This is a genomic window from Celeribacter sp. ULVN23_4 (genome assembly GCF_054788345.1).
Map to the genome: position 1 here is coordinate 207166 of NZ_JBTVYO010000008.1, position 12588 is coordinate 219753.

Consider the following 12588-nt stretch of genomic DNA (forward strand, 5'->3'; position numbering starts at 1 on the left):
CATGTTCTACGGCACCGAGTTGAAAAACCGCCTGCTGCTCGGCACGGCGCAATACCCCTCCCCCGACATCTTGCGCGCGGCCATCGCGGCCTCAGGCACGGAGATGATCACCGTCTCGCTTCGTCGCGAGGGCGCGGGCGGCGCGGGGTTTCGTGACATTCTCAAAGACAGCGGCTGTCGCATCCTGCCCAACACGGCGGGCTGTCACAGCGCCCGCGAAGCGGTCACCACGGCGCAGATGGCGCGCGAAGTCTTTGGGACCAACTGGATCAAACTCGAAGTGATCGGCCATGCCGACACGCTACAACCCGACCCCTTCGCCTTGGTCGAAGCCGCGCGCATCCTCTGCGCCGACGGCTTCGAGGTCTTTCCCTACACCACCGAAGATCTGATCCTCGGCGAAAAACTGATCGAGGCCGGGTGCCGCGTGTTGATGCCGTGGGGTGCGCCGATTGGCTCCGGCCAAGGGCTGCGCAACATCGAAGGCTTACGGACCATGCGCGCGCATTTTCGCGATGTGCCTCTGGTGATCGACGCCGGGATCGGCGCGCCGTCACAAGCCGCACAAGCGATGGAAATAGGCTTCGATGCGGTGCTTTTGAACACCGCCGTGGCCAAGGCCGTCAACCCTGTGGCCATGGCCGGGGCCTTTTCCCGTGCTGTCGACGCCGGAAAACAGGCCTATGACGCGGGCCTCATGCCACGGCGCGATATGGCTGAGGCCTCCACCCCGGTGTTCGGCATGGCGGAGCTTTTGGCATGACGCTTGATCCGTTTTATCTCATCGTCAGCCATGTCAGTCAGTTGGAACTGCTCGTGCCGCAGGGCGTGCGCCTCGTGCAACTTCGGATCAAGGATCAGCCCGACGACGAAGTCCGCCGTCAAATCCGCCGCGCCCGCGATTTTTGTGCGGTGCATCGCGCCCAGCTTGTGGTGAACGACTATTGGCAGGCCGCGCTCGACCTGAAGTGTCGCTTTGTGCACCTCGGCCAAGAGGATATGGAGACCGCCGATTTTGCCGCGCTCAGGCGTGCCGGGGTCCGTTTCGGACTTTCCACCCATGACGAGACAGAATTAGAGCGCGCGCTATCTCATGACCCCGCCTATGTCGCCTTGGGGCCGGTCTATCCGACGCTTTTGAAAAAGATGAAATGGGGGCCGCAAGGCTTGGATCGGGTGCGGCGCTGGAAGGCCATGGCCGGAGACACCCCGCTCGTCGGCATCGGCGGACTGACACCCGAACGCCTGCCCGGCCTCTTTGAGGCGGGCGCAGACAGTGCCGCCGTGGTGACCGACATCGCCACGGCCACCGATCCTGAGGCGCGATGCGCAGAGTGGATCAAAGCCACGCGGGAGTATGTGAAATGAGCCGCTACGTCAGACAGACCTGCCTGCCGGAGATCGGCCCCGAAGGTCAGGCCCGGCTCGCCGCGGCAAAGGTTCTGGTCGCGGGGGCTGGCGGGCTTGGCTCTGTGCTCTTGCCGCTTTTAGCTGGAGCTGGCGTCGGGACGATCACTGTCTACGACCCCGACAGCGTCGAAGAAAGCAATCTACATCGCCAAACGCTCTACCGGATGGACGACCTCGGCAAGCCCAAAGCAGAAATCGCCCAGCGACACCTGAGAGCGCTCAACCCCGACTGCAATGTGCAGGCAAAAGTCGCGCGGCTCGATCCGATCACTGCACAGCAGGAAATAGACGCCATTGATCTCGTGATCGACGCGGCCGACAGTTTTGCCGCCAGCTATGCGCTTTCTGATCTGTGTCAGCGTCTCGCCAAACCTTTGATCAGCGCATCCGTGCTTGGCCGGCAAGGCTATGTCGGCGGTTTTTGCGGCACATCGCCAAGCCTGCGCGCCGTCTTCCCGGCCCCTCCCGCCGTTGCCGCAAACTGCGCGACGGCGGGGGTGATGGGGCCAACTGTTGCCACCCTCGGCGCGATACAAGCACAGATGGCCCTCTCGGTCTTATTGCATCACGCACCTTCGCCGCTCGGGCAGTTGCTGTCGGTCGATTTCGCGACCTGGCGCATGTCGCAGTTCACCTTTGACGGGGCGGAGGAACCCGATGAGATTTTCCCCGAGATCATTGCGCAGGGACAGATCTCAAAAGCTGACATTCTGGTCGATCTGCGGGAACACGACGGCATAGATGCGACGCAAGCTGCTCTCGCTCCGGAGCGACGCGTGGTTTTTCTCTGCACAAGCGGCCTGCGTGCCTGGCGCGCGGCAAAACTGTTGACTGAGAGCGGGCATGGTCGGGTGGCGATCTGTGCGGTGGGCGCATGAGCGTGCGGGTCCTTCTGATCGGAGGAACGGATTCCAGCGGCGGGGCCGGGCTGGCCCGCGACATCGCCACGGCCGCATCTATGGGCGCCGAGACCTCCATCGCGGTGACCGCGGTCACGGCCCAAACAGATGCGAACGTCAGCGCCGTCCAGATGATGTCACCCGAACTCGTGGGAGAGCAGGTAAAGGTCGCTTCCTGTGTTGATGCGGTCAAAATCGGAATGCTCGGCGCAGCACCTGTTGTCCGCGCCGTGGCGCGCGGCCTGCCGGATGCCCCCCTTGTGCTTGACCCTGTTATTGCGTCGAGCTCCGGGCGCGTATTGCTCGACAACACAGGGATCGATGCCCTTATCTCGGATTTATTGCCCCACACGACGCTAATCACTCCCAACCTGCCAGAGCTTCGGATGCTCTCGGACAGGCTTGGGCTCAGAGACGACAGCGATGAGGGCACTTGCGTTGAGGCACTCCTCGCCTGTGGCTGCGGAGCGGTTTTGGTCAAAGGAGGGCATGCAGAGTTGGGCTCGCTCTGCGAAGACAGGCTTTATCAGGCAAACGGAGACATGCAGATTTTTAGCGGGCCCCGATACGACTTCTCTCTTCGGGGAACAGGATGCCAGATTGCCAGCGCCATAGCGGTTACACTGGCTCAGAATAGAGACCTGCCCGAAGCTGTTCGTCAGGCCCGAGCACTTGTGATGTTGCGGTTCCACCATACACATGAAGCGATGTTGAACATGCAATCCCCACACGCTTCGCAACAGTGAGCATCATCAGTCAAAAGGATATTTTCAGGGAGCGCCTGAACATAGCGGAATTCAAAGACTTCGGACATAACCGACCACTAAAGCGTTTCGACTTTAACTTGATCTATCACATAAAGTCGAAACGCTTTAGATAACATGGTCGATGGCTCGAAGGTGTAACCGATCCATGGCCAACATTCGCTTGATACCCCGTATATAACGGGTCCAAACCTGCATCGAGACGCATCGTATAACCGTCTTCATGAGACGCTCACCAAAATGACGCCGCGCTTCGACCTTGTAGCGACGCGAAGTTCGGTCTTCGCGCCACCACAAGGTAATTTTGGGCTAAATTGTCATATGGCGTTCGACCATTTCATCGGACAGGGCGTCGATCTTGCCTGCCTCGACCACCCGGCCTTTTTCCAGCATCGCGAAACTACTCGCCGCGCGGCGCAGAAAGCCGATGTTTTGCTCGACCAGTACGACCGTCAGACCGAGCCCCTCTTTCATGCGCAAAATGACGGCTTCGATTTCCTCGACGATGGAGGGCTGAATGCCCTCGTTCGGCTCATCGAGCAACACCACATCCGGCTCCGCCGCCAAGGCGCGCGCGATGGCGAGTTGTTGTTGTTGCCCACCCGAAAGAACACCACCGGGACGGGACATATTGTCGGCCAGATAGGGGAAAAGCTCCGGCACGATCTCCGGAATGCTACGTTTTCCGGCCCGGTTGGCGAAGGCCCCCATGAGGATATTTTCGCGCACGGTGAATTCGGGAATAATCCCCCGCCCCTGCGGCACATAGGCGATGCCAGAGAGCGCGCGCTCATGGGTCGGACAGGCGATCAAGTCCTTGTCCGATAGGCGAATTTGGCCGGAACTGTCATCCGTCAGCCCCATGATGGTCTTCAAGAGCGTTGTTTTACCTGTACCATTGCGCCCGGCGATGCCGGTGATTTCGCCTTTGGGCACAGACAGGGTGATGCCATTGAGCGCCTTTGAGCGGCCATAATAGCTTTCGAGATTGATCAGATCGAGCATCAGGAAATCCCCTGTTTTCCGAGATAGGCGGCTTTGACGTCGGGATGGCTCTCAATAAAGGCGACATTGCCTTCGGCCAGAACTTTGCCGAGGTGCAACACGGTGATGCGTTCGGCGATGTCGCGCACGAAGGCCATATCGTGTTCGACCACCAAAAGCGTGTGTTTGCCCTTGAGACGATTGATGATCTCCGCCGTTTTCGCGGTCTCACCCGCCGTCATCCCCGCCGTCGGCTCATCGAGCAAAATCACCGAGGCGTTCTGGATCATCAACATCCCAAGTTCGAGCCATTGTGTTTGACCATGGCTGAGTACGCCCGCCTCTGTCTCCGCCTCTTCCGTCAGGCCGATGAGATCGAGCGTCTCGCCCAAACGCGCTTGCGCCTCAGTGTCCAACCGCATTTTGAGATTGGCGAACACGCCCGGCTGCCCGGATTGTGCCACTTCGAGGTTCTGGCGCACGGTCAGGCCCGAAAACACCGATGGGATCTGGAACTTGCGTCCCACACCGGCGCGGGCGATTTTATGTTCACGCTGGTTGGTCACGTCACGGCCATGAACATAGACGCGGCCTTCGGTGGATTTGGTCTTGCCGGAAATCAGGTCCATCAACGTGGTCTTCCCGGCGCCATTCGCCCCCAAAAGGACACGCAACTCGCCATGTTCGACCGCCATGGACACGCCGTCCACGGCACGGAACCCCGAAAAATCGACGGCCAAACCGTCCAGTTCCAATGCAACGGCACTCATTGGTGTGCCTCCTCTTTTTGAACGGGCGACAGTTTGGGCGCGCTTTGCAGTTTGGACATGAGATCATGCGCCAACCCGGAAAGGCCTTTCGGCAGGTAGATGACAACGATGACAAAGACGAAACCGATGATCAGTTTCCACGCTTCCACAAGGCTTTCGGTCTCGGAGACCCGCGCCTCCAGCATGTTGATCAGGATGGCCCCGATACAGGCCCCGAGGATCGACCCCCGCCCGCCGACAGCGGCCCAGACGACCATGGTCACGGAGAAGGACAATTCAAGGAACGAAGGTGAGGCAAATTCGGCCACGATCACGTAGAGCATGCCCGCAAGCCCGGAAATCCCGGCCGAGACAGCGAAGAAAAAGCTCTGATAGGCCGGCACGTCATAACCCAGATAGAGCGCGCGCGTGTCACTGTCGCGGGTGGCCTGAAGAATGGTGCCTGCGCGTGTGGCGACCAGCATGCGGGTGAGCGCCAGAACGATGATCAAAGCCACGGCGACGACCATATAGGTCACCTTGCTATAGGGATCGAGTTCGACACCAAAAACGGTGAACCAGCCAAGATCCGTGAGGCCATTGAAGCCGTTCGTCAGGGGCTGGGCGTCCGTCACGATGAGCCGCGTCAAAAGCACCAGCGCCAGCGTGATGATCGACACAAACACGCCAGAAATGCGCTGACCGAAAATGATTCGCCCCATGATATAGGCAAACACCGCAGGCAGCACGATGGCCACGATGAGCCCAACCCATTGCGATTGAAACGGAATCCAGAGCCAAGAGCCGGGCGTGATGCAGCACAGATCGGTCGGCGCGCCAGGTTCCGCGTTCCAGAGCATGAAATCCGGCACGGGCGTCTCGGACCCTTGCTGCATCGAGGTGTAGCTTTTGAGCTTGAGCGACATCGCCATGGCATAGGCGCCGATGCCGAAGAACAGACCTTGGCCGAGGTTCAGAATACCCGCATAGCCCCAAGTGAGCGCGACCGCCGCGCCCAACATACCGTAGCAGAGGTATTTCGCGACCCGGTTGAGCCAGAATTCGTCCCCAATCAGAGGCAGTGCGAGGATGACGATCGCAAAGGCCAGATAGGCCCAGACACGATAGGAAGAGAAAAGCGTTTTCATATCAGCGCCCTTTGAATGTGAAGAGCCCGGCAGGCTTGATCAGGATGACGCAGATCACCACGGCAAAGACCGCAGCTCGCCCGATGATGTCGTTGGAGACCATGGCAACAAGCGCGTTGAATTCACCCAAGAGCCCCGAGGCCGCGATGGTGCCAAAGAGGCTTCCGACGCCGCCGGTAACCACCACCATAAAGCCGTCCACAACCATGGTCGCGCCCATGTCAGGGGCCACGGTTTTGAAACCAGCCATCAAGACGCCCGCGACGCCCGCAAGGCCCGAACCCAGCGCGAAAGTGATGGCGTTCGTGCGTTTGACGTCGATGCCACAGGCGGCGGCCATGCCCGGATTGCGAATGATCGCGCGGACTTTCATGCCCAGAGATGTCCGGTACATCACCGCCCAAGTGGCGACGGCCAGAACCAGCGTCATGGCGACGATGAAAATTCGGTAGGCGTTCAGGTCTTGTCCAAAGATCGACACGGTGCCTTGCAACGCCTGCGGCACAGGGACGTTTTGCAAACCGGAGCCAAGGCCTTTGACGTGAATGCCGAAAAAACTCAGGCCGAATTCGAGGCGGATCGCCTGTTGCAGGATGATCGCAATGCCCCAAGTGGCCAGAAGCGTATCGAGCAATCGCCCGTAAAGCCGTCGCACCACAAGGCGTTCGATCACCAGACCGATGAGCGCCGTGACCACAAAGGCGATGGGGATGGCGACCAGAAGATTGGCCCCAAGCCAGATATTGGCGAGAACGGAGACATAGGCCCCCAGCATGACCATTTCGCCATGCGCCATATTGATAATCCCCATCGCGCCATAGGTCACAGCCAGACCGAGCGCGACGAGGAGAAGGATCGAACTGAGGCTGAGCCCGATAAAGAGGACGTCAAACACGACTTCCGTCTCCTTGTCGAAGTTTCTTTTGTCATTTTAGCCCCGCGGACGCGTTGGCACGCCCGCGGGACAGGGGAACAGGTTTCGCGGCTTACAGCTTGGAGCTGTCGAGCCCTTGCGCCGTGCAGAACAGGTTGTCGGCGGCCTCACCATAGGCGGCGTAGGGCAGCGGCTTGATCGGCTCGGGATATTCGTCGACGATTTGCGACTGACCGTCTGCGGTCCACTGACCAATGCGCGGCGTGAGCCAGCAGTGCAGGTTGTCTTCGTCGACTTTCACATCGCCGCCGGGGGCCGCATAGGTCTGGCCGCGCACACCTTCGCGGATCGCTTCGGCGGTGGTGTCCTGCGACGCCTCGATGGCCTGTTTCCACAGGAAGACCTGGAAATATGCGGCTTCGAGCGAGTGATAAGTGGTCGCCGCAGGATCACCCACAAAGGCACGATAGCGTTCGATAAAGCTTTTGTTGGCCTCGGTCTCAAGCGACATGAAGTAGGGAAACGAGGTGTAAGAGCCCGCCGCATATTCCGCCCCCATGGCAGCGATCTCGATCTCGGAGGTCACGGTCGCGCAGATCGGGATGTCTTCGTGGCTCAGGCCTTGGTTGATGAACTCGCGGTAGAAAGAAATGATCGAGTCGCCAACGACGTTGGAGAGCACGACATCGGCGCCCGATTCCTTGATCTTGTTGACCATGACGGCCCATTCGGAATGACCCAACTCGAGGTATTCGTCGGCCACCCATTCGGCACCGCCCGCCTCAATGAGACCCTTGGAGACCTTCGCCATCTCGCGCGGATAGACGTAGTTCGAGCCGACGATGAAGAATTTTTTCTTGCCGAGTTTTTCGATGATCCACGGGATGTAATTGCCGAGCTGCTGGTTCGGCACGGCACCGGAGTAGACCACATTCGGCGAGCATTCAAAGCCCTCGTAATGGGTTTGATAGAACAGCATGGCGTTGCGGCGCTCAAAGATCGGCAGCACAGCTTTGCGCGACGCAGAGGTGTGACAGCCGAAGACCGTGGACACGCGATCCTTGATCACCAGCTTTTGCGCCTTTTCGGCATAGGTTTTCGGATCGGAGGCGCCGTCTTCGGTCACCACTTCGATCGGGCGGCCCATCACGCCACCGGCGGCATTGATTTCTGAGGCGGCCATTTGCACGGCGGAGGCGAGCATCTTTTCGACCACCGAAAGCCCGCCGGTCTGCGAATAGAGCGCCCCGACCTTGATCGCGTCACCTTCGGCGAAAGCGCTGCGCAGATAGCCCGGCATGGCGAGCGTTCCGGTGGCCAATGCGGCGGTGGAGAGGAACTGACGACGTTTCATGTTCATGTGTGTTTTCCCTGTTGACGGATGCAACATTCAGCCTGCTGGGGCCTTGACCCCAGATACAACAAGCCTTTGTTACAAATGAAAAAATGCGTCGACGACATTGTCGAATGCAAAACGCCCGCATGATCCGAACGGGATCAAAACGGGCGTCTTTGCCTATGGGTCTATCGGCGTGAACCGATCAGGGAGATGGCCAGAAATCTGGGGATCATCCCTTGCGTGGTGAGAGACTAGCGCGACGTTGAACGCGCTGACAAGTGCTATTCTGTTCGCCGTTTGCTGATATTTTCATCACTTCTGGAGGCTTTTCCGGCTTCCCGCGCGTCATAGGCCTCAACGAATTCCTTGGCGAGCACTTCGATGGCCACACGTTGCCGCATGGCCCGCGCACGGAGTTCCCGATGCGCCTCATCTTCTCGCAAATCGAGCTCCGCCATGAGAATCGATTTCGCCCGAAGAACGAGCTGATCGCCCTTGACCTTGCGTTTGTAACGACGGGCATCGCGCGCCAGATCTTGCGTGCGTTTCCATGCATTGCGGGCAATCGCGAGGTTGGCCAAAAGCCCGAAGGGTTTGATCGGACGCCCCAGAACCGCCATCGCGCCACTTTCCAAAACCAGTTGCAAGGTCGCCGGGTTTTCATAGCTGACAATCGCCAGAATGGTCGGACTCGGGTTCGGGATGGAGCGCATGAAGTTACGCAGCTCTTTGTGTTCATGCCCCTCGATGGAGAGGATCAGAATATCGGTGCGTGCTGGCAACCTGTCCGGCACCGGCCAGATCAGCTGCGGCGAACACCCGATGCGGCGCAGGTGATCCGTGAGGGCGATCCCCTCTTCGTCCATCGGGTGCAACACGACCACCGAAAGATTGCGAAGCTCTTTGAGAAAAGCGTAGGACATCGTTTTCCCCTTAATTGCCGACCAGAGACATCAGATCGGCCACTTCGTCGTCGGAGGCGCCAATGACATCGACGAGATAGGGATCGGGCGCGACACGCCGCGACGGGCTGTTGACGATTTGGTACGGACTGTTTTCCCGAATGCGGGCAACGCGCGGCCAGAGATGTGTGTGATTGGTCAAACGATCAATCCGCACCGGGCCTTGAGGGGCATCGACTTCGACCTCGTAGAGCGCGGGCAAAAGCCGGTCGATGTGATCTTCCCCGGCCAGAGCCAAGGCTTTGGCGAACAGATGGACCGAATAATAGGCCGCTTCTGCGGGGGCCGTTGCGGGCAGTCCGCCAGAGACCTCGTGAAACGCCTTGATGAACCCCAAGGCGGACGGCACCTGCAAGCTGTCAAAGAAAGGCGCGGCGATGATATGCCCCTCCGCGGTGCCGGGTTTCATGCGCATGACATCCACTTCAGAGGTGGATTGCGAGGCGATGGGCATGGTTTCCGGGTCGAACCCCGCCGCTTTGAAGGCCTCATAGAATTTGACGATGCCATCGCCCACGATGGTCGAATAGATCATGTCGGGCTGGGTTTCATAAATCCGGTTGAGGATCGGTTTGATGTCCTCGTCGCGCAGATCGAGCGGCACGAAAATCTCATCGAGAACCCGCCCGCCTTTCGAGCGAAACAAATCCGCGACGATACGGTTGGATTCGTAAGGATAGACGTAATCCGATCCGACCAGAAAGATGCGCTTACCGCAGGTTTCCAGCAGATAATCGACCAAAGGCACAGAGTTCTGGTTCGGCGCAGCCCCGGTGTAGATGCAATGGCGCGAATACTCGAACCCCTCATAGAGCGTCGGGTAGAACATCAGCGCATTCTGCGCCTCGACCATGGGCAGCATGGCCTTACGCGTGCTCGACATATGTCCGCCAAAGATCACCCGCACCCCGTGGTCCCGGCACAATTCGTGGGTCATGTCACGGTAGTTGCGCGGGGTCGAGGCCGGATCGCGAAACAGCGGCAAAAGAGGTTTGCCAAGGACACCGCCCTCCGCATTCACTTCCTCCACAGCCAGCTTCACCGCCATGACCTGCGTTTTCTCGACCGTCCCCGTGACACCCGTTTCGGACATCACGATGCCAATCGGCCAGACATTTTCCATCGTCAAATTGACCCCCACAAAAAACAAAAAGCGGCCCTGTCCAGAAACGCGTCTGGAAAGAGAGCCGCCCTGCTCAAGGTTGAATAGCCCTCAGACAAATCGAATTCAGATCGAATGTCAAACGGCGATTTTCAAAAGATCGCATGTGGTGCGGCTCCCGTCATCACAGGACATTTTCGACCTTGACCAGAACGGCGCAAAATATCAGGATCAAAGGCATCGTCGGTCCCCTGCCCCTCTGCGTCAGGCCACCGAACACCATTCAGACCCTTGGTCTCAAAGGGAAATCATGACTCTCCCCTGATTTCCTCATACTGACAATGCCGTCAGACTCTCTCACTTCGATTGTCGTTCGACCCCTTTGGGTGGCCTGCACGGTTGCCAGCATGTCGCATGACGATCTCTCGTATTTATGCTGTCCGGTCTCCATTGGCCGGGCCATGGCGGCGCTGTGCCTGGTGCCGGGAAAGGACTGTTATGACGACCACCAATGAGACACTCGATCTGACCACTGAGGCGTTGGGCGAGCTGACGATTCGCGACATTCAAGAGGGCCTCCAGAGCGGCCGTTACAGCGCCGAAGCCCTGACCAAAGCCGCAATCGCACAGATGAAAGCGGTGAATGGCACATACAATGCGGTGATCTTTGAAAACGACGCGGCTTTGGAGACCGCAAAAGACATCGACCGTCGTCGTGCGGCGGGAGAAGAGCTTGGCCCTCTGGCCGGTGTGCCCATTGTCGTCAAAGATCCGATGGACATGAAGGGCTTTCCCTCGACCGCCGGGTGGCGGTTGCTTCATGCGGCGTCGGGCGGCGTCGATCTCATGCCCGAGCGCGACAGCCCGGTGGTGGCGCGGATGCGCGCGGCGGATGCGGTCATCCTTGGCAAAACCAATGTGCCGATCCTGAGCTGGACCGGCACCCACGCCAATGACAGCTGGGCTGGCCCGACCATCAACCCCGCCATCGAAGACCGCGCCCCCGGCGGGTCGAGCGCGGGGACTGCCGCCGCCGTCGCGACCCATATGGCCGTCGTCGGTCTGGCCGAAGAAACCGGCGGGTCGATCCAGAACCCGGCCTCCGCGCAGGGGCTTGTGGGCATCAAACCGACCATTGGCCTCGTGCCGAATGCCGGTGTGGTTCCGCTGTCCGGCAACCGCGATGTCGTCGGCCCGATTGCCCGCACCGTCGAAGACGCAGCGCTCTGCCTCGACGCCCTTGCGGGGTTCACCATCGAAGACCCCAAAACGCTGGCCTCTGTCGGGAAAATCCCGGCGAGCTACGCGGAGGGCCTGTCGAAAGAGGGGCTGAAAGGCAAGCGCCTCGGTCTTTATGGTCCCGGCTGGCGCCCGGATGCCCTTTCGGACGAAGCAGCAAAATTGTACGCCCGCGCCAAGTCGGAACTGGAGGCGGCAGGTGCCATTCTGGTCGAAGACCCCTTTGCCGGGACGGAATTTTCCAGCCTCCGCCAAGTCACGCCGGGCACGCCGTTCTTTGACGGGCGCGGCCTCGAGTCCATCGCCTATGACATGACGATGTACCTGCGCCGCCTCGGGCCGGATGCGGCCCTCAAAACGTGGGACGAATTTGTTGCCGCGACGGCCTCGGAAGACCCTTTCGAGAAAGGGGCGATCCTTGGCTATCTCTACGAGTTGGAAGATTTCCGCGAAGCGATCAAATCGCCGGAAACGCCGCCCGCCATGCCGGAATTCACCGCGCTGAAAGCGAAATATCTGACACTTATGGATGAGGTGTTTGCAAAGCATAACCTCGATGGGCTGGTCTACCCGCAAATGCTTCAGGAACTACCCGGGCTGCATTCTGGCGATGCGATTCTGGAAACCACCGTCGGTGAACTCAACATTGCCGGCATTCCGGGTGTCACCGTTCCGGCCGGGTACTATGCGTCAGGAGCACCATTCGAACTGATCTTCCTTGGCAAGCAATGGGCCGAGGCCACATTGATCCAATGTGCCTATGCCTACGAACAACACACCAAACACCGGAAACCAGCGCTGTAATCTCACAACGGGAGAAGCATTCCAAAAGCAAAACACCTCAAGCTGGCCTCCTATTTGGCTGCGCTTGAGGTGAAGTAGTCCCGGTTCTCTGGACCGAATTTGGCGTAAATTAAGCTACTCTCAGTTCCTGCTGATCGGTTTGGGTTTTGTCATTTCTCAGCCAATAGACCACGGCTGGTGGCCTGCCGCCAAGGGCTGAGTGTGGGGGTTGGTTGTTGTAAACGGTTATCCATTTCCGGATGCCTGCCTTTGCCTCCGAGCCGGTCTTCCATGCATACAGGTAGACACACTCGTATTTCAGGGGCCGCCAGAGC

At 59.3% G+C, this 12588-nt stretch carries 13 protein-coding genes; 5 read left to right on the forward strand and 8 right to left on the reverse strand.

Annotated elements, in window-relative coordinates:
* Position 1: 1 nt before the first annotated feature.
* Genes ACYBHZ_RS16515 through thiD form a run of 4 tightly spaced genes read left to right on the forward strand, consistent with a single transcriptional unit; the run spans position 2 to position 3055 of the window.
* Positions 2–763 carry a thiazole synthase gene (locus tag ACYBHZ_RS16515; RefSeq protein ID WP_460275392.1) on the forward strand — a complete coding sequence of 254 codons (762 nt, stop codon included), beginning with the start codon at positions 2–4 and terminating at the stop codon, positions 761–763.
* Positions 760–1368 carry a thiamine phosphate synthase gene (locus ACYBHZ_RS16520; RefSeq protein ID WP_460275393.1) on the forward strand — a complete coding sequence of 203 codons (609 nt, stop codon included), beginning with the start codon at positions 760–762 and terminating at the stop codon, positions 1366–1368. The genes ACYBHZ_RS16515 and ACYBHZ_RS16520 overlap by 4 nt, the downstream gene beginning before the upstream one ends.
* A complete protein-coding gene (locus ACYBHZ_RS16525; protein ID WP_460275394.1) occupies positions 1365–2288 on the forward strand; it encodes a ThiF family adenylyltransferase in 924 nt (307 codons plus the stop codon). Before ACYBHZ_RS16520 ends, ACYBHZ_RS16525 begins: the two co-directional genes overlap by 4 nt.
* A complete protein-coding gene (thiD, locus tag ACYBHZ_RS16530; protein WP_460275395.1) occupies positions 2285–3055 on the forward strand; it encodes a bifunctional hydroxymethylpyrimidine kinase/phosphomethylpyrimidine kinase in 771 nt (256 codons plus the stop codon). Before ACYBHZ_RS16525 ends, thiD begins: the two co-directional genes overlap by 4 nt.
* 327 nt (positions 3056–3382) lie before the next feature.
* Here the strand turns inward: thiD and urtE are convergent, their stop codons facing one another.
* The 7 genes from urtE to ACYBHZ_RS16565 all read right to left on the reverse strand — a co-directional run bounded on the left by urtE (position 3383) and on the right by ACYBHZ_RS16565 (position 10252).
* Positions 3383–4078, reverse strand: a complete 696-nt coding sequence (gene urtE / locus ACYBHZ_RS16535; RefSeq protein WP_460275396.1) for an urea ABC transporter ATP-binding subunit UrtE — start codon at positions 4076–4078, stop codon at positions 3383–3385.
* On the reverse strand, positions 4078–4827 hold the full coding sequence (gene urtD / locus ACYBHZ_RS16540; protein ID WP_460275397.1) for an urea ABC transporter ATP-binding protein UrtD: 750 nt from the start codon (positions 4825–4827) through the stop codon (positions 4078–4080). Before urtD ends, urtE begins: the two co-directional genes overlap by 1 nt.
* Positions 4824–5954, reverse strand: a complete 1131-nt coding sequence (gene urtC, locus ACYBHZ_RS16545; RefSeq protein WP_460275398.1) for an urea ABC transporter permease subunit UrtC — start codon at positions 5952–5954, stop codon at positions 4824–4826. The genes urtD and urtC overlap by 4 nt, the downstream gene beginning before the upstream one ends.
* 1 nt (position 5955) lies before the next feature.
* On the reverse strand, positions 5956–6849 hold the full coding sequence (urtB, locus tag ACYBHZ_RS16550; protein WP_460275399.1) for an urea ABC transporter permease subunit UrtB: 894 nt from the start codon (positions 6847–6849) through the stop codon (positions 5956–5958).
* Between the two features lie 91 nt (positions 6850–6940).
* A complete protein-coding gene (locus ACYBHZ_RS16555) occupies positions 6941–8188 on the reverse strand; it encodes a transporter substrate-binding domain-containing protein (protein WP_460275400.1) in 1248 nt (415 codons plus the stop codon).
* A 260-nt stretch (positions 8189–8448) separates the two neighbouring features.
* Entirely contained in the window at positions 8449–9090 is a 642-nt protein-coding gene (locus ACYBHZ_RS16560; protein WP_460275401.1) for an ANTAR domain-containing response regulator, read from the reverse strand.
* A 10-nt stretch (positions 9091–9100) separates the two neighbouring features.
* Positions 9101–10252 (reverse strand): transporter substrate-binding domain-containing protein, encoded by a 1152-nt coding sequence (locus ACYBHZ_RS16565; protein WP_460275411.1) that lies wholly within the window; start codon positions 10250–10252, stop codon positions 9101–9103.
* Between the two features lie 477 nt (positions 10253–10729).
* On the opposite strand from ACYBHZ_RS16565, the gene ACYBHZ_RS16570 reads away from it, so the two are divergent.
* Positions 10730–12274, forward strand: a complete 1545-nt coding sequence (locus ACYBHZ_RS16570; protein WP_460275402.1) for an amidase — start codon at positions 10730–10732, stop codon at positions 12272–12274.
* A 109-nt stretch (positions 12275–12383) separates the two neighbouring features.
* On the opposite strand, the gene ACYBHZ_RS16575 is transcribed toward ACYBHZ_RS16570, so the two are convergent.
* A partial coding sequence (locus ACYBHZ_RS16575) for an integrase core domain-containing protein (protein ID WP_460275403.1) occupies positions 12384–12588 on the reverse strand: 205 nt, incomplete at its 5' end.